General features: G+C 56.5%; 13 protein-coding genes. 5 read left to right on the top strand and 8 right to left on the bottom strand.

Annotated features, from left to right (window positions below):
* The first annotated feature begins 166 nt into the window (after window positions 1–166).
* The 3 genes from IBT54_RS00500 (at window position 167) to IBT54_RS00490 (ending at window position 3,548) form a co-directional block, all read left to right on the top strand.
* Window positions 167–1,609: a sugar porter family MFS transporter gene (locus tag IBT54_RS00500; protein ID WP_201251289.1), complete on the top strand. Its 1,443-nt coding sequence runs from the start codon at window positions 167–169 to the stop codon at window positions 1,607–1,609.
* A gap of 91 nt (window positions 1,610–1,700) precedes the next feature.
* Window positions 1,701–2,528, top strand: coding sequence for a TIM barrel protein (locus tag IBT54_RS00495; protein ID WP_107320386.1), 828 nt, complete (start codon window positions 1,701–1,703; stop codon window positions 2,526–2,528).
* A gap of 9 nt (window positions 2,529–2,537) precedes the next feature.
* Window positions 2,538–3,548 (top strand): Gfo/Idh/MocA family protein, encoded by a 1,011-nt coding sequence (locus IBT54_RS00490; protein ID WP_107320387.1) that lies wholly within the window; start codon window positions 2,538–2,540, stop codon window positions 3,546–3,548.
* A 135-nt stretch (window positions 3,549–3,683) separates the two neighbouring features.
* On the opposite strand, the gene IBT54_RS00485 is transcribed toward IBT54_RS00490, so the two are convergent.
* From IBT54_RS00485 to malT, 4 genes are all read right to left on the bottom strand, one after another.
* Window positions 3,684–4,157 carry an OmpA family protein gene (locus tag IBT54_RS00485; RefSeq protein ID WP_013196190.1) on the bottom strand — a complete coding sequence of 158 codons (474 nt, stop codon included), beginning with the start codon at window positions 4,155–4,157 and terminating at the stop codon, window positions 3,684–3,686.
* A gap of 2 nt (window positions 4,158–4,159) precedes the next feature.
* Window positions 4,160–5,368 (bottom strand): diguanylate cyclase domain-containing protein, encoded by a 1,209-nt coding sequence (locus IBT54_RS00480; RefSeq protein ID WP_201251288.1) that lies wholly within the window; start codon window positions 5,366–5,368, stop codon window positions 4,160–4,162.
* 1 nt (window position 5,369) lies between these two features.
* Window positions 5,370–5,930: a YfiR family protein gene (locus IBT54_RS00475; RefSeq protein ID WP_201251287.1), complete on the bottom strand. Its 561-nt coding sequence runs from the start codon at window positions 5,928–5,930 to the stop codon at window positions 5,370–5,372.
* A 362-nt stretch (window positions 5,931–6,292) separates the two neighbouring features.
* Window positions 6,293–8,995 carry an HTH-type transcriptional regulator MalT gene (malT, locus tag IBT54_RS00470; RefSeq protein WP_201251286.1) on the bottom strand — a complete coding sequence of 901 codons (2,703 nt, stop codon included), beginning with the start codon at window positions 8,993–8,995 and terminating at the stop codon, window positions 6,293–6,295.
* Between the two features lie 282 nt (window positions 8,996–9,277).
* On the opposite strand from malT, the gene malP reads away from it, so the two are divergent.
* Window positions 9,278–11,680, top strand: coding sequence for a maltodextrin phosphorylase (gene malP, locus IBT54_RS00465; RefSeq protein ID WP_201251285.1), 2,403 nt, complete (start codon window positions 9,278–9,280; stop codon window positions 11,678–11,680).
* An 8-nt stretch (window positions 11,681–11,688) separates the two neighbouring features.
* Window positions 11,689–13,755: a 4-alpha-glucanotransferase gene (gene malQ / locus IBT54_RS00460; protein ID WP_201251284.1), complete on the top strand. Its 2,067-nt coding sequence runs from the start codon at window positions 11,689–11,691 to the stop codon at window positions 13,753–13,755.
* A gap of 162 nt (window positions 13,756–13,917) precedes the next feature.
* On the opposite strand, the gene IBT54_RS00455 is transcribed toward malQ, so the two are convergent.
* The 4 genes from IBT54_RS00455 to IBT54_RS00440 all read right to left on the bottom strand — a co-directional run bounded on the left by IBT54_RS00455 (window position 13,918) and on the right by IBT54_RS00440 (window position 17,049).
* A complete protein-coding gene (locus tag IBT54_RS00455; protein WP_201251283.1) occupies window positions 13,918–14,301 on the bottom strand; it encodes a type II toxin-antitoxin system death-on-curing family toxin in 384 nt (127 codons plus the stop codon).
* Window positions 14,298–14,519, bottom strand: a complete 222-nt coding sequence (locus tag IBT54_RS00450; protein WP_013196184.1) for a type II toxin-antitoxin system Phd/YefM family antitoxin — start codon at window positions 14,517–14,519, stop codon at window positions 14,298–14,300. Before IBT54_RS00450 ends, IBT54_RS00455 begins: the two co-directional genes overlap by 4 nt.
* A gap of 194 nt (window positions 14,520–14,713) precedes the next feature.
* On the bottom strand, window positions 14,714–15,649 hold the full coding sequence (malM, locus tag IBT54_RS00445) for a maltose operon protein MalM (RefSeq protein WP_201251282.1): 936 nt from the start codon (window positions 15,647–15,649) through the stop codon (window positions 14,714–14,716).
* Window positions 15,650–15,747: 98 nt separating this feature from the next.
* On the bottom strand, window positions 15,748–17,049 hold the full coding sequence (locus IBT54_RS00440) for a maltoporin (RefSeq protein WP_013196182.1): 1,302 nt from the start codon (window positions 17,047–17,049) through the stop codon (window positions 15,748–15,750).
* Window positions 17,050–17,086 lie beyond the last annotated feature (37 nt).

The following is a 17,086-nucleotide window of genomic DNA, read 5'->3' as shown; positions in this document are numbered from 1 at the left end:
TTCTGATTTGATGGAATCCCATCAAAATAAAAAGCGCGGAAGGCTTGAACTCACATAATGAAAACTAAGTTTCAAATATAATTTAACCCGAAATAAAAATATCAGTAGGGTGATGGCTTCTTCATGTTCTGACGTTTTGTCTTTGTTGTTATTACCAGGAGTTTTCATGGAAAAAGAACTTTATATTTCGTCGAACCCGGCCTCCGGTCCAAATAGCGCCACCCGCACCGAGCCTTTTGTGAAGATTATTGCGCTGGTCGCTACCCTGGGTGGATTGCTGTTTGGTTATGACACGGGCGTGGTTTCGGGCGCGCTACTGTTTATGCGCGGCGATTTGCATCTCACCCCGTTTACCACCGGGCTGGTCACCAGTTCCCTGCTGTTTGGTGCCGCCTTTGGCGCGCTGGCGGCCGGTCATCTGGCAGATGGCCTGGGCAGACGCCGCATCATCATTGCGCTGGCGCTGATCTTCGCCTTTGGCGCTATCGGCTCTGCCCTGGCGCCGGATGTCACCTGGATGATCGCCTCTCGCCTGTTCCTGGGCTTTGCCGTGGGCGGTGCCGCGGCCACCGTGCCGGTTTACATCGCAGAGATCGCCCCCGCCAATAAACGCGGCCAGCTGGTCACTCTGCAGGAGCTGATGATCGTCAGCGGTCAGCTGCTGGCGTATATCTCAAACGCCACCTTTAACGATATCTGGGGCGGCGAAAATACCTGGCGCTGGATGCTGGCGCTGTCGATAGTTCCCGCCGCTCTGCTCTGGATCGGCATGATATTTATGCCTGAAACCCCGCGCTGGCATGTGATGAAAGGCCGCAGCCAGGCTGCACGTGAGGTGCTGGAAAAAACCCGCGCCGCTGAAGATGTTGAGTGGGAACTGGAAGAGATTGAAGAAACTATCGAAGAGAATCGCCAGCGCGGCAAAGGCCGTCTGCGCGATCTCGCGACACCCTGGCTGATGAAAATCTTCCTGCTGGGCGTCGGCATCGCCGCGATTCAGCAGCTGACCGGTGTCAATACCATCATGTATTACGCGCCCACCATGCTCACCGCTGCCGGGCTGAGCAACGATGCCGCGCTGTTCGCCACCATCGCCAACGGGGTGATCTCCGTGGTCATGACGCTGGCCGGCATCTGGTTAATCGGCAAAACGGGCCGTCGCCCGCTGGTGTTAATCGGACAGATGGGTTGCACCTGCTGCCTGTTCTTTATCGGGCTGGTCTGCTGGCTGATGCCGGAATATCTCAACGGCACAGTCAACCTGGTTCGGGCTTATCTGGTGCTGGCGGGCATGCTGCTGTTTCTCTGCTTCCAGCAGGGTGCGCTGTCACCGGTCACCTGGCTGCTGCTGTCGGAAATCTTCCCGGCCAGGATGCGCGGCATCTGTATGGGCGGCGCAGTCTTCTCGCTGTGGATTGCGAATTTTGCCATCTCCATGGCCTTCCCGCTGTTATTAGCCGCATTTGGTCTGGCCGGTGCCTTCTTTATATTCGCCGCAATCGGCATCGGCGGTTCTGTTTTTGTTGTGAAGTTTATTCCCGAGACCCGGGGAAGAAGTCTTGAGCAGGTCGAGCACTATTTCTATGCGCTCTATAACGGCAAAAAATAACCCCTGCTCGCTGTGAAAGAAATAAAAAATGTCATGAGGCATGACGACCCGATCGCCCTTAACACCGCACCCATAATTTAAGGAAACTGTTATGAGCCTGAATATTCCCAATGCGCGTTTTTGCGTCAATCGTAAAATAGCGCCCAGCCTGAGCATCCCGCAGTTTTTTAAACTGGTCAGCCAGCTCGGTATTCACAATGTCGAATTACGCAATGATATGCCCGGCGGACGCGTCACCGACGATCTCAGCGGCGATGAGGTGAAAGCGCTGGCGCGTGAGTCAGGCATCCGGATTGTCACCATCAACGCGCTCTACCCGTTTAACCAGCTGAATGAAGAGGTGCTGCAACGCGCCCGCCAGCTGTTAAGCGATGCGCAGGCTGTCGGCGCAGAATCACTGGTGCTCTGCCCGCTCAATGACGGCACGCCCATCAGCGCCGCCGACACCATCAGAGCGCTGAAAACACTGGCCCCGCTGTTCGCCGACGCAGGCATTCAGGGGCTGGTTGAGCCGCTCGGCTTTCCACAAAGCTCACTGCGTTCAGCAACCCAGGCGCAGACGCTCATCCGCGAAGCGGGCGTGCCGTTCCGCTTGCTGATCGACACCTTCCATCATCATCTGTTTGAGGATGCGGAGCAGACCTTTGAGCAGGAAATCGACATTCAGCAAATTGGTCTGGTTCACCTCTCCGGCGTCACCGACCCGCGCCCGGTCAGTCAGTTGACAGACGAAGAGCGCATTATGCTCAGCGCAGATGACAGATTGCGCAGCAAAGAACAGGTCGAACGCCTGGAGAAGATGGGCTACACCGGCCTTTATGCCTTTGAGCCGTTCTCCTCGGTGATGAACAGCTGGCAGGAAGCGGACATCACCCGCGAAATTCGCAACAGCATCCAGCTGTTAAACCACTCAGCGTAAGGAATCATTATGACCATTAACATTGGTGTTATCGGCACCGGCGCAATCGGCCGCGAACATATCCGCCGTTGCAGTACCGTTTTACAGAATGCGCGCGTGGTGGCACTCAATGACATCAACCGCGACAACTGCCAGCAGATTGTTGACGAACTGACACCGGAAGCGCGCATTTATGACAATGCGATTGATCTGATCAACGACCCGCAGGTTAACGCGGTGCTGGTCACCTCCTGGGGTCCGACGCATGAAGCCTTTGTGCTGGCCTGTATTGAGGCGGGCAAAGCGGTGTTCTGCGAGAAGCCACTGGCCGTTACCGCGCAGGGCTGTATGAATATCGTGGAGGCGGAGATCAAAGCGGGACGTCAGCTGGTGCAGGTCGGCTTTATGCGTCCTTACGACAGTGGCTATCGTGCACTGAAAGCGGTGATCGACAGCGGCGAGATTGGTGAGCCTTTAATGCTGCACTGCGCGCACCGCAACCCGGAAGTGGGTGACAGCTACACCACCGATATGGCGATCACCGACACGCTGATCCACGAACTCGATGTGCTGCGCTGGCTGCTGAATGATGACTATGCCAGCGTGCAGGTGATCTTCCCGCGTAAAACCCGTAAGGCGTCGTCCCACCTGCGTGACCCGCAGATCGTACTGCTGGAGACCACTAAAGGCGCGCGCATTGATGTCGAAATTTTCGTGAACTGTGAATATGGTTACGACATTCAGTGTGAAGTGGTGGGTGAAAGCGGCATTGCACGCCTGCCGGAGCCGGTTTCGGTGCAACTGCGCAGCGCGGCAAAGCTCTCGACCACCATTCTGACGGACTGGAAAAAGCGCTTTATCGATGCCTATGACGTGGAGTTACAGGCCTTTATCAACAACGTCATCAGCGGTGAGATGACCGGTCCCTCCGCGTGGGATGGCTATGCCGCTGCCGTAGCCGCCGATGCCTGCGTTGCGGCGCAGACGTCCGGCGGGATCGTGCCGGTTACTATGCCAGCCAGACCAGCGTTTTATCGCTGACAGGAAAAATGCACGGTGGAATTCCACCGTGCACTTCGCTGTCCCGCCCCCTTTTCAGTAACGCTTCCAGCTATGGCTAATCAGGCAATCCACTATCTTAAATGCGGGCCGCAAAATTATGCGGCCGCTGAATAGTTACGGCGCGGTGATGACAATGGCCACGCGCCGGTTCTGCGCACGCCCCTGCGCGCTGTTGTTGCTGGCAACCGGTGAACTCATACCCAGGCCACGCGTCACAATATTCTCACGCGGTATCGCCGCGCCTTCCGCCCACTGAGCCGCGACCGCGTTCGCTCTTTTTAGCGACAGCTGCTGGTTATAATCGGGTTTACCGTAATTATCGGTATGTCCATCTATGCGGACATGTTTGATACCGGTCGACGCCAGATTTTTCGCCATCCCCTGAATGGTGAGCTTACTGGAGGGTGTCAGCTCTGATTCGTTCACACCAAAAAGGATCTTATCGGATAAGCCTAATCCCCAGCCTTCCATATTCTGCGTGAATCCGGCACTTTTCATCGCTGCGATTTGCGCGTCGCTGAAACGCGCTTTTGACTGACAACCGACCAGCGCCAGCGTAAGCAATAGCAGGGAAAGGTTTCTCTTCATATTTACGCCCTATTTTTTCGCTTATTTTTGTACATGTTCATATCGGCACGTTCAAGAATAGATTCAACCGTATCACCAGGCTGTGACCACGCGTAGCCAATGGTTACCGAGGTCGTAACCGGCATGCCCTCTGCAATAAGAATGTGTTCCCCGATGGTGTCGTCAATGCGCTGCATAAGCTGCTGTAACTGCGCTTCACTGGTCCGGCTGCTGACCAGCATGGCAAATTCATCCCCACCTAAACGCGCGACTAAATCCTGTTCAGACGCCAGCGATAAAAGACGCGAGCCTATCGCTTTTAATACTTCGTCTCCGGCGGCATGACCCCAGTTATCATTGATGCTCTTGAAGCGATCGCCATCCAGAAAGAGCAGCGCAAAGCGTTCGTGCTCATGTGGCTGGTCAAGGCGCTGAGTCAGACGAGCAGAAAAGGCGCTGCGGTTGGCAAGACCGGTCAGCGGATCGGATAGCGCTTTCGCTGCCAGCGAGCGATTGTCACGAAGCAACGACGCCTTGAGTGACTGCATCTCCATCAGCAGGGAGTTGAGGTCATCGGAAAAGAGCTGCAATTCTCTGATCGGGCCACCCGGAATACGCAGGGAAAAATCACCCGAGTGAATCACATAGTGAATCGAACTGGTAATGGTGCGGAGCGACGCAATAATACCCCGATGCAGAAATTCACTCAGCATCAGTGAAATAATCAGCACGCAGAGCATCCCGACAGAGAGGATCATGAATGAGTATTGAAGGAAACTCACCGCGCCGGTCACGGTGCCTTCCAGCGTCAGGGTGCCGACAACGACATCAGCATGAATGATATTGACGTTAAGCGGTTTGAGGTAAATCCACTCACGCAGCAACCGTGAAAACCATCCTGTCTGTTCCCGCTGTGCATGCCACTTAGCCAGAACGATGTTATCGCGGGTAACCAGCTTTGCAGAGTCATACATGCCCTCATTACCAAACCGTTCGATTTTATTACGCGCATCGTAGCTGTCGGCAAATACGGTTGCCGCAGTGAGCGTGGTGCTCAGCGTTGAGCCTATTAAATCAAGGTTACATTTCTCATAGTTTTTAATAAAAATGAGCGACGTCGATGACAGCAACAACCAGCACAACAGTAATATCACCGCCGAATTGATGGTGCTTATTTTCCGCAGTTTATTGCGGATGGATGATTTATCGTGCTTGAGTTTATCGAATTTCATTTCATTCACTTCCCTCGCGGGAGAGTAAAAGCACATCCGGATTCACTCTGACACCGCTTCTGGCAAGTGAATCGAGATTAACGGAGAAGTGCGTATGGTCCGGTTGAAAAATCAGGCAAAAAGCGGCACCCACAGCGCATTCCGCATTGTTCTCTGTCAGGGTAAGCACCGCTTTTCCCTTCAGCTGCTCAATAATGTCCACCTGCTGCCGCGGTGTCTGATCGCCGAAATAAAGAGCGTCGCAGCGATGCGACGCGAGATCACCTGCACCCGTAAGATAGACAACGGTGAATGTCGCTGCTGCAGCGGCGCTGTTTTCCGGCAAAGAGAGATGACGCGCTGAAGTAAAAACACATAATTCAGGCGGTTTATTTAAATTTTGCCAGTGGGTAAAACTGATGATGCCGCTGACGATACGATTAGCCTTGTTATCCTTTATCCCGGCCAGCGCAACAGAGGGATGAAGACTCAGCAGAATAAGTAACGTTAAGGCGATCTGGCAGATGCGGCGCAGCAGAAGCAGCACATCGACGTCATGATGAAGGTAATATTTATCGTTCATACTGCGTTCCAGTAATGCTACGCAAGGCAGGAGAGCTGAATAAGCGCACAAATATTAACATAGCGCGGCTTACGCTTGCACACAGAATTTTCTTAGCTATAGATCCTTCTGCTTATACTTTCAGACAGGCTTATTCACGGAATAGTCTTTGGTCGTAACGGCTTTTGACAGAGACGGCCGACAGAGGATTAACGCATTTTACCGACTATTTGTGGTGGGTAATTACGTCTCTCTTCTGGTGCAGCAATCCGCCTGGCTGTTCGTTGTAAGGCACAGACTGCATAAAGGCGCCAGAATAAACGTGATGCTGATAATCCATCGCGCCTGCGATATTCCGCAATTAATCTTTCCCCCTAATACCCTCAGACATACCCCATCATTTTCAGCAACGACTGCACCTGATTCATCGCTTCGCTGCGATGTGACACACCCAGTTTCTGATAGAGATTGCGGATATGGGTTTTGATGGTGGTAGACGCCACCGCCAGCTCACCGGCAATCTGATCGTTGCTGTAGCCCGAATAGATTAACCCCAGCACCTGCCATTCGCGCTGCGTCAGCGGGCTGGTGCGGATCAGTTCCGGCACGTCAGGATGGTTAAGCAACCGGCTGACAAAGCCTTCATCGAAATGGGCGAACTTGTGACGGTGGTATTTGTTGATCTCCAGCAGGATGCGGCGGGCGCGGTGGCTGTCCAGCTCATTCAGGGTATTAAGCTGTATCAGCTGCCGCAGTTGCTGCGCCATCATCTCGCCTTCAATCACAAAGTGGCTGATAAAGCCGGTGCTGCGCGCCAGTTTCAGCGCCTCGATCAGCACGCGCTGCGCCTCCGCCTTGCGGTCGGTCTGCCAGTAGATCTGATTCAGCAGCAGCAGATTACGGTTTAAATCACTCATCAGGCGCAGGGCGCGGGCGTTTTCGTTCAGTTCCTCCAGCACCACCTCCGCCTGACTGACATCGCCCAACAGAATCTGCGCGCGGGCAATGTTTCGCCACTGCCCCTGCAGAAAATGGTTGTTGGCGAAGGCGGGTTTGGGTGTCTGCCGCATCCAGTTGCGGGCGTTCTGGCTTTCGCCCGTCATCTGCCAGTAGATCACCCGGACTTTATCGGCATTGGCGATCCAGTCGCTGTGCCAGTTGCCGTTGTTCAGCAGGTTTTCCAGACGGTTCAGGTAGCTGCGGGCGTTATCGAGATTGCCGCGCGCCAGCGAGCACTGCACCAGCAATCCCAGACACTGGATTTGCTGCTGCGGCTGATAACCGTTCAGCACCTTGATGCCTTCGCGCGCCGCCTGCTCTGCCTCTTCCAGTCGTCCCCAGGCCCACAGCAGCTGGGAACGTATGCGTAGCAGAAACTCATGCAGTGGGAACTGCGCCAGATGCTGCTCTTCCACCAGCACAAAGGCGCGGCTCTGAATTTCATAAGCGGCCTGCAAAAAGCCCTGCGCAAACAGAATTTCGCTCTGCTGAATCAGGCTCCAGAGCGCGTAGTGCCACACTTCATCGCGACGCGCCATCTGTTCGGTCTGTCGCATCAGCTTGAGTGAATCGTCCAGTTCGCCTTTACAGTGCATCACTTCACCATGCACTGAAGTTGCCACAATGCGGCTGTAGTGACGGCTGGCTGGCAGGGTATCAAGCGCGACTTTGGCCAGCCGCTCCGCTTCATCGGCCTTGCCATCGTTGATCGCCACCTGAGCGCGCAACGCATTAAACTCTCCGCGCAGTGCCGCATCAATCTCGCAGTGGCTGGCCTGCTCAAAACGCGCCAGCAGGCTGTCAACTTCTGAAAAGCGATGCTGAGTCTGCATCAGCCACGCCTGCAATAGCACCAGCATCGGGTTGTCGAGCATCATCTCCCACGGCAGCGCTTTTAAAGAGTTCTCCAGCAGCGGCAGTTCGCTTTGATTAAACAGCGTCCAGGCATGCTTCAGCAGCACGTCCCGCAGCATGGTGGCATCGCCCGAGGCGAGCGCATGGTGAATCGCCTCGCCGGGAAAGCCCTGCGCCATCCAGCTCTCGGCTGCCGCCCGATGCAATGCAGGTAGCTCCGCCGCCAGTTCCCACTGACAGCGCTGACGCAGGAAGTTGCCAAACAGCGGATGGTAGCTGAACCAGCAGCCGGAGTCGTCCATGCGCTGCAGAAACAGTCCCTGGCGTTCGATCTCCTCCAGCCGCATCTGACCGTTCTCTTCGCGGGTCACGCAGGCGATCAGTTCATCATTCATTGAGCGCAGCAGCGCGGTTTTCAGCAAGAAATGGCGGGTCGGCAGATCGACGTTATCCAGCACCTCTTCAACCAGATAGTCGGCGAGATGGCTGGCATTGATGCCGGAGAGACGCCGGGCGGAATGCTGCGCCGAATTGGCTCCCTGGCGTGCCGATAGTACAATCAGCTGCAGCGCCGTCGCCCAGCCTGCGACATCATCACACAGGCGGCTGCTCTCTTCGCTTTCCAGCGGGGCCGCCAGACGACAGTCAAAAAACTGGCGCGCCTCCTGATGGGTGAACGCCAGCTGCTGGCTGCCCAGTTCGATCAGCTGCTCCCGCACCCGCAGATTAGCGATACCGAGCTGCGGCAGGTTACGAGACATCAGAATCAGGGTCAGATTTTCAGGCTGATGGCGCAGGAAAAAGCGCATCGCGTCATGGATAACCGGATTGGTGATCAGATGGTAGTCATCAACGATCAGCCACAGCGGCTGCTGCCACTCCACCAGCTCGATAAACAGCTGGGAAAACAGCGCGTTGAGATTCACATATTGCCGCTTCTGCGCCAGCAGCTCACTGCGGGGACAGCCGCCGTGTGTTGCCTGTTGCAGTGCCGCGATCAGGTAATCGGCGAAGCGCTCTGGCTGATTATCACCCTCGTCTAAAGAAACCCAGCCCAGATCGCTTTTCCCCGCCGCCCACTGTGACACCAGTGTGGTTTTACCGTAGCCCGCCGGACTGGTCACCAGCACCAGCCGATAGTTACCGGCAGCGGTGAGCTTTTGCAGCAATCTCTCGCGGATCACGGTGCCTTCAAGACGCACCGGGCGACTGAGTTTGGCGGGTATTAACATGGGCGCGCGTTTCTCCATTTGTCGAGCGCATCATTATTTTACGCTTCGTAATTATTCCTTACACAGGTTCAGCATTTCGTCAGATGAATGCAAGCAAACCCATTAATTAAACTTTACAAAAGCGGGCGCAATCACACTCCTGCGACGATTTCGGATTAGCCTCATCCTCTCAACCCTCCCTATCCTCCTGCCCTAATTCTTTGCAGGAGGATGAGCAATGATTTCCACCCGGGCAGACTGTCGCCACATTGAGCCATTTTTTGTTTTTACAGGACATCAACCATGACACAGCCCGATTTCAACCCGACTCAGTTCAACGCGGCCCTGACCCGTCAGTGGCAGCGTTTTGGCCTGCGCGATGCGCAGGAGATGACCCACGCACAGTGGTGGCAGGCACTCAGCGGTGCGCTGGCCGATATGCTGGCCGCACAGCCTGCTCCCACGGCCCCGACAGATCTGCGCCATGTTAACTACCTGTCGATGGAGTTTCTGATTGGTCGCCTGACCGGCAACAACCTGCTGAACCTGGGCTGGTATGACGCGGTTAACGATGCGCTCTCGGCCTGGAACGTTTCACTTACCGACGTGCTGGAAAACGAAACGGATCCGGCGCTGGGCAATGGCGGCCTGGGTCGGCTGGCGGCCTGCTTCCTGGATTCCATGGCGAACGTGGGTCAGCCTGCGACGGGCTACGGTCTGAACTATCAGTACGGACTGTTCCGCCAGCGCTTTGAGCAGTGCGCACAGATTGAAGGCCCGGATGACTGGCAGCGCGATCGCTATCCGTGGTTTAACCACAACGTCGCGCTCAACGTGCGGGTCGGGCTGGGCGGTAAAGTGGTGACCGTTGAGGGGCAGCCGCAGTGGCAGCCGGCGTTTGAACTGACTGGTGAAGCCTGGGATCTGCCGGTGGTCGGTTATGAGAATGGCATCAGTCAGCCACTGCGTTTGTGGCAGGCGAAACATGCGCAGCCGTTTAATCTGGGTCGCTTCAATGACGGTGACTTTCTGCGCGCGGAACAACAGGGCATTGATGCAGAAAAACTGACCAAAGTGCTCTACCCCAACGACAATCACCAGAACGGCAAAAAGCTGCGTCTGATGCAGCAATATTTCCAGTGCGCCTGCGCGCTGGCTGACATTCTGCGTCGTCATCATCTGGCCGGACGCAGCATTGAAACCCTGGCCGATTACGAAGTGATCCAGCTGAACGACACCCATCCGACGCTGGCGATTCCGGAGCTGATGCGTCTGCTGCTGGACGAGCATCAGCTGAGCTGGGATCGCGCGTGGCAGATCACGCAGCACACCTTCGCCTACACCAACCACACCCTGATGCCGGAAGCACTGGAGTGCTGGGATGTCCGGCTGGTGCGCAGCCTACTGCCGCGCCATATGATGATTATCAACACCCTGAACGCGCAGCTGAAAACGGCTGTCACGGCGCGCTGGCCGGACGATGACGCAAAATGGGCCAAACTGGCGCTGGTGCATAACAACCAGCTGCGGATGGCCAATCTCTGCGTCACCAGCGGCTTTGCCGTTAACGGCGTGGCAGCGCTGCATTCGAAACTAGTGGTGCAGGATCTCTTCCCGGAGTATCACCAGCTGTGGCCGGAGAAATTCCATAACGTCACCAACGGCATTACGCCGCGCCGCTGGATTAATCAGTGCAACCCGGCGCTGAGTGCGCTGATCACCCGAACACTGAACAAGCCGTGGCTGAACGATCTCGATGCCCTGCAGGGACTGGAAGCCTTTACAGATGACGCCGCCTTCCGCGCGGACTATCGCGCCATCAAGCAGCAGAACAAACAGGCGCTGGTCGGCTGGATCAAAAACCGCACCGGTATCGAAATCGACCCGACTGCGCTGTTTGATGTGCAGATTAAGCGCCTGCATGAGTACAAACGTCAGCATCTCAGCCTGCTGCACATCATTGCGCTGTGGCAGACGCTGGTCAGCGATCCGCAGGCGAATCGCGCGCCGCGCGTGGTGCTGTTTGGTGCCAAAGCCGCTCCGGGCTATGCGCTGGCAAAAAATATCATCTACGCCATCAACAAAGTGGCTGAGGTGATTAATCAGGATCCGCGTATTGGCGACCGGCTGAAAGTGGTGTTTATTCCCGACTACAACGTCTCCGTTGCCGAGCGACTGATTCCCGCCGCCGATCTCTCTGAGCAGATCTCTACCGCCGGAAAAGAAGCCTCCGGCACCGGTAACATGAAGCTGGCGCTTAACGGTGCGCTGACCATCGGCACACTGGATGGCGCCAACGTTGAGATCGCTGAGCAGGTCGGCAGCGAGAACATCTTTATCTTCGGGCATACCGTGGAACAGGTGAAGGCGTTAAAAGCCGATGGCTATGCCCCGGCGCAGTGGCGCAAAAAAGATCCACTGCTCAATCAGGTGTTACAGGCGCTGGAAGATGGCACCTTCAGCCAGGGCGACCTGCACGCGTTTGATGCGATGCTGCACAGTCTTGGCCCTGAAGGCGGCGATCCTTATCTGGTGCTGGCTGACTTCCAGCCCTACCTGGATGCGCAGGCGCAGGTGGAACTGCTGTGGAGCGATCAGGAGGCCTGGACGCGTGCCACCATCCTCAATACCGCACGCTGTGGCATGTTCAGCTCCGATCGCGCGATCCGCGATTACCAGCAGCGCATCTGGCAAGCGAAACGCTAAGGAACGCCATGAAAGTTTTGGATGAATTTTCCCTGGCAGGCATCGCTGCTGAGTATATCAATGCACACGGCAAGCCACAGGCGATTCCGACCCTGACCCGCCAGCGGTTGCTGGCGGTGATGCAGCCTTCCCATCCGCTAAGCGCGCCGCTGCCATCGGCGGTAATTTTTCGCAGCGGCGAGTCTCTCAGCCTCTCGCCGCAGCTGAGCGACGATGCCCACTGGCATCTCATCAGCGAGGCGGGTGAGATCAGCTCCGGTCGCTGCCAGCCCGCCCAGCCGCTGCATCTGCCGCCGCTGCCCGAAGGCTATCATCAGCTGACGCTGCAACAGGGCGCGCAGCAGTGGTCATGCCGGGTGATTATTGCCCCCGCCCGCTGTTATGAACCGCCGGCACTGCTGGCTGGTGAGTCTTTTTGGGGCGCCTGCGTGCAGCTCTATACCCTGCGCTCGGCCGGGAACTGGGGCATTGGCGACTTTAGCGATCTGCGCCAGATGCTGCCGGAGGTGTCCGCACGCGGCGGCGCGTTTATCGGCCTTAATCCTGTTCATGCGCTGTTTCCCTCCAGCCCGGAGAGCGCCAGTCCTTACAGCCCGTCGTCCCGGCGCTGGCTCAATGTGCTTTACATCGATGTGAACGCGGTGACTGACTTCCGGCAGAGCGCCGCCGCACAGGCCTGGTGGCAGTTGCCGGAGACGCAGCAGAGGCTGGCGCAAGCTCGCGCAGCCGAATGGGTCGATTATGCGGCAGTGACGCGGCTGAAAATTCAGGCGCTGAGCCTGGCGTGGCCGCAGTTTACCCAGCGTGACGCCATCGATCCTGAGGTGCAGGCGTTTAATGCGTTTATCAGGGAAGGCGGCGAGAGCCTGCTGCATCAGGCGCTGTTTGATGCGCTGCATGCGGATCAGATAGCGCAGGACAGCGGGCGCTGGGGCTGGCCGGTCTGGCCGGAGGCGTTACAGCATCCCGGCAGCCCGGCGGTGCAGACGTTTTTAAATCAGCATCAGGATCAGGTGCGCTTCTGGCTCTGGCTGCAGTGGCTGGCTGCGCAGCAGCTCGCCGATTGCTGGAACGTCTGTCAGCAGCAGCAGATGCCGATTGGACTGTACCGCGATCTGGCGGTAGGCGTCGCCCAGGGTGGCGCAGAGACGTGGAGCGAGCGCGATCTCTACTGCATGGAAGCCAGCATCGGTGCACCGCCAGACATTCTTGGCCCGCGCGGTCAGGACTGGGGATTGCCGCCCATGGATCCGCAGGTAATGCGTCAGCGCGCGTGGGAGCCGTGGATCGCCCTGCTGCGCGCCAGCATGCGTCACTGCGGCGCGCTGCGTATCGATCATGTGATGGCGCTGATGCGGCTGTGGTGGATCCCGGCGGGAGAAAGTGCCGACCATGGCGCTTATGTGCACTATCCCATCGACGATCTGCTGGCGATTCTGGCGCTGGAAAGCCAGCGTCATCGCTGCATGGTGATTGGCGAAGATCTCGGCACCGTGCCGGAAGCGATTGTCGATAAGCTGCGGGATGGCGGCGTTTACTCCTATAAAGTGCTCTGGTTCGAACAGACCTCCGACGCCGGTTTTCGTCCGCCCGCCATCTGGCCACGTCAGGCGATGGCTGTCGCCACCACGCACGATCTCCCGACGCTGCGCGGCTGGTGGCAAAGTGACGATCTGACGACCGGCGCGCAACTCGGTCTTTATCCCGACAAAGTGGTGCTGGCCGGGCTGTATCAGGATCGACGCCGGGCGAAACAGGCGCTGCTGAACAGTCTGCATCGGGTCGGTGCGCTGCCGAAACGTGCCGGACGCGATGCACGCCGCACCGGGATGAGTAAAGCACTGAACCGGGCGATGCAGCGCTATCTGGCGGACAGCCACAGCGCCCTGCTGGGTCTGCAACCAGAGGACTGGCTGGATATGGCCGCGCCGGTCAACATTCCCGGCACCAGCGACGAATACCCGAACTGGCGACGCAAGCTGAGCGTGACTGTGGAGGCACTGTTCAGCGATGCGGAAACTGATATGTTGTTAAGGGATTTGACGGCTCGCCGTAAGCGGCTGCTGCGGGGTTAAGGCTGGAGTTAAGATTAAAAGAGCAAACCCCGAAATTTTCGGGGTTTGCTCATTTGATAGCAAATCATGTCGTCATCATTTACAGACGAAAACCTGCTCACGGATTATTACGTTTAGGCGGAGAAAATTTCAAACATGCAGGGCTGACAACAAAAATGACTCTTACGGAGACAAAAACGATAATCGCCGCAATACAGCAGCAATGACCTCAGTCGTGGCATCACCAGTAGCGGCAGATACCGTTAATTCTTCGAGTTCATTATCTTCATCACGTATAGCTATGCCGTTACGATTCAAAAAAACCATCGTGACGAAAAATGCAGTTCGCCTATTACCATCATTAAAAATGTGTCCCCGGGATATAGCGATGAGGTAGATGGCGGCTAATACAAAGATATCTTCCACACCTTCATAATAGAGCTGGTTCTGTACCCTATAAATGATAGCTTCTGCTCTCTGGGGTTCTGGCATACCCTTGATACCTGGCAGAACAGCCAGCAGACGATCATGAAAAGCTATCACCTCCTGAGCACTAACCCATTTCATCGGTCAGCCAGTGCCTTCACCGTACGTGAATGTCGCCCCATAATGTCGGCAAATTCGGCATCCAGTTTTGCTTCCTGCCAGGCATTAAAATCGTCGCGACTGATAAGTACAGCAGAAGAACCATCGCGCCGGGTTATTTCTACAGGCTCACCGGCCGTAGCTGTGTCCATGACTTCAGCAATGTTTTGTCGGGCCTCAGTGGTGGTGTAACTACGCATATAGCCTCCTGAAATCAGATAATGAAATGTACATCAGTAACGTACAACTCGCAACTTCAGAGCATTATGTTTGCTCACCCGTTTTTATACAGATTGCTCAGCCAGACAACACCAGGGCAAGGGTGCGTGTCGCAACAAAAAAAGGTGCGCCAGAGCGCACCAGATGGGACAACATCAATAGCGTCGGGGCAGCATCACCCCTTGCCTTTAACACTACTGATAAAGGTTTGCCGTGCAGAGGTAGAACCCAGCCGCTCGGCTTCATCCAGCAGTTTCAGCGCCTTGTCGATGTTGCCGCTGTTCACCGCCTGAGTGATCTTCTGATTAAAGTAATGCTCGGTGTCGCTCATGATGGGTTCAGCACGGGCTTTTGGCCCGGGCGCGGCGGCCGGAGCAGGCGCTGCGCTGTAGGCCGTTGCCGCCGGTGCACTGTTACCCACTGTGACCGGGCCTGGCCCGGATGAGCCAAACAGTGGCCCGACCAGAATCGAGGAGCCGGAACTGGTCTGCATTTTCAGCTTAATGGTGCCTTCGCGGCTGTGGCTGGCAACGGGATCGGGGATATCCGGTACGGCATGACCGGTGCCCTGGGCATAGGCTTTGGCCGGATCGAGCAGTGTGGTGGTCTGTGTCAGATCGCTGTCGGTGGTGAGCACCAGCAGGTAAATCTTCTGCTGGCCCAGCGCCGGCGTGAGTTTCATCACGCCTTCCAGCCGATCCGCCGTCATCACACCCGGCTTCTGATAGGTAAAGTAGCGGCTGGGAAACCAGGCCGCCGGACGCAGATTTTCATCCAGCACCAGCACGTTAGGCGCAAAAACCTGACCGTTCTCCACAAGGCTGCTCAGCGTCAGCGTCAGTTCGCCAATCGTGGCGGGCAGACTGTAGGCCGCGACCGGCCCGGCAATGTGCGGCGCGTTCAGCGTCTGGCCGCTGTTCGAAAGTGTAGTGGTCTGGGTCTGAGAAGCCGCCAGCGGTTGCCAGCTCAGGCGTTGTAACGTTTCGGGAGCCACCACGGGTGCAGCGGAGAGATCCTGCGGCACCAGATTAACATCGGCCAGGGCAGGCAGAGCGTGCCCTGCCAGCAGCGCCGCACTCAGGCAGAGTGCAGCCAGTTTTTTCATTTTCATTATGCGTACCTTATTGCAGGTCGCGGTGTGAACCAGGCAATGGCACACCACGACCAAAGAGATCCCTCAGGCGCGAGGCCGCGCCTGTCAGAAAAGGTTTACCACCAGATTTCCATCTGCGCGCCGAAGGTGACTTCGTCGTTGTTGCCACGGCTGTTAGTCAGGATGCCGTTGCCGGTGGAGTCAGCAGAGGCGAAGGTAGTGAGATCGCCAGCGTTGTCTTTACTGTAGCCCCACTTCTCATCCCATTTGGCGTAGGTTGCGAACAGACGCAGCGCCGGTCGTGACCAGATGCTGTCACCCGCCTGCCACTGCTGCGCCAGCGTCACTTTGTACTGTCCATTACGCTCGCCGGCCTGCTGCGATTTCACGTTGTCGTAGCCCAGCTCCAGCAACGTACTCATAATCGGCGTCCATTTGTACATCGGGCGCACACCGACGGTGTACCACTCGGTGCCACGGTTGTTGTCAAGATCGATGTTCTGATACATGGCGACGTACATCAGGTCCCAGCGTTCCGCCAGCGAGATTGCGCCGTGATCGAGAATACGATACATGTCACCGTTATTATTAAGGCTGGTGCCCTGCGGCACGCCTTTGCCCTGCGAGGTCAGCGCGTCGGTTGCGTATTGCAGCACAAACTTGTTGTAGCCTTTCAGCATGCTCTGGGTATGTTCAGCCGTGAACATCCAGCCATCTTTCGACGCACCATCTTCCAGACGGTAGTCATCACGGGCATTGGCACGACCGTAATCGACACCCAGTTCCAGCACGCCATCCGTGTTAGTTTCCAGACCGGCCAGACGCACATCAAACACGTCGTTGGCGGTGCTGGTGGCGAAGTCACGGATACGATCGCTGGAGAAGGTGTAAGAGCCGCCGGCTTCAGACGAACGGGTTGCCGCGAAAGAGAGCTTACCAAAGCCGAGATCAACATCTTCCAGACCCGCGCCCGGACCGGAGATATCCCAGTAGTAGAAGTCGATCATATGAACGTCGTGACGCTGGTAGAAGCGCTTACCGGCCCAGATGGTCGAACCTGGCAGCGCGTCGATCAGGTTTTTACCTTTAACGTTGGCTTCGCGGAAGGCGGGTGAGGTCGCTTCCCAGTCATTCTGCTGTGCTACGGAGTAAGCCACGTTGGTGTCGAAATAGAAGCTTTTGTCGCCCTCTTTCCACACTTCCTGGCCTAATTTCAGTTCGGCGTAGGTTTCACATTCGTTACCCAGACGGTACTTACTTTGAGCGCCGGTCGCCTGGAAACATTGCTGCTCGCCACCGCTGCCGGTCCAGCCAATGCCGGAACGGGCGTAACCGGTAAAATCAACCGCCATCGTCGGGGCGGAGAGGGTTCCCACCGCGACGGCAACGGCAATGGGAAGTTTGCGCAGAGTTAACATTTTCTATCTCCTGAGGTCATTGCTTTTATTGTTTTTG

This window comes from Pantoea sp. S62 (genome assembly GCF_016658625.1).
GTDB lineage: Bacteria > Pseudomonadota > Gammaproteobacteria > Enterobacterales > Enterobacteriaceae > Pantoea > Pantoea vagans.
The sequence above is the reverse complement of the archived record's forward strand: the minus strand, read 5'-3'. Positions and strand labels throughout refer to the sequence as shown.

What these genes read in the sequence shown, in the direction of transcription:
- IBT54_RS00455 (WP_201251283.1), bottom strand. Translation starts at nt 14,301, where the DNA reads ATGAAATGGGTTAGTGCTCAGGAGGTGATAGCTTTTCATGATCGTCTG.
- IBT54_RS00475 (WP_201251287.1), bottom strand. Translation starts at nt 5,930, where the DNA reads ATGAACGATAAATATTACCTTCATCATGACGTCGATGTGCTGCTTCTG.
- malM (WP_201251282.1), bottom strand. Translation starts at nt 15,649, where the DNA reads ATGAAAATGAAAAAACTGGCTGCACTCTGCCTGAGTGCGGCGCTGCTG.
- IBT54_RS00480 (WP_201251288.1), bottom strand. Translation starts at nt 5,368, where the DNA reads ATGAAATTCGATAAACTCAAGCACGATAAATCATCCATCCGCAATAAA.
- IBT54_RS00450 (WP_013196184.1), bottom strand. Translation starts at nt 14,519, where the DNA reads ATGCGTAGTTACACCACCACTGAGGCCCGACAAAACATTGCTGAAGTC.
- IBT54_RS00500 (WP_201251289.1), top strand. Translation starts at nt 167, where the DNA reads ATGGAAAAAGAACTTTATATTTCGTCGAACCCGGCCTCCGGTCCAAAT.
- IBT54_RS00495 (WP_107320386.1), top strand. Translation starts at nt 1,701, where the DNA reads ATGAGCCTGAATATTCCCAATGCGCGTTTTTGCGTCAATCGTAAAATA.
- malT (WP_201251286.1), bottom strand. Translation starts at nt 8,995, where the DNA reads ATGTTAATACCCGCCAAACTCAGTCGCCCGGTGCGTCTTGAAGGCACC.
- malP (WP_201251285.1), top strand. Translation starts at nt 9,278, where the DNA reads ATGACACAGCCCGATTTCAACCCGACTCAGTTCAACGCGGCCCTGACC.
- IBT54_RS00490 (WP_107320387.1), top strand. Translation starts at nt 2,538, where the DNA reads ATGACCATTAACATTGGTGTTATCGGCACCGGCGCAATCGGCCGCGAA.
- malQ (WP_201251284.1), top strand. Translation starts at nt 11,689, where the DNA reads ATGAAAGTTTTGGATGAATTTTCCCTGGCAGGCATCGCTGCTGAGTAT.
- IBT54_RS00485 (WP_013196190.1), bottom strand. Translation starts at nt 4,157, where the DNA reads ATGAAGAGAAACCTTTCCCTGCTATTGCTTACGCTGGCGCTGGTCGGT.
- IBT54_RS00440 (WP_013196182.1), bottom strand. Translation starts at nt 17,049, where the DNA reads ATGTTAACTCTGCGCAAACTTCCCATTGCCGTTGCCGTCGCGGTGGGA.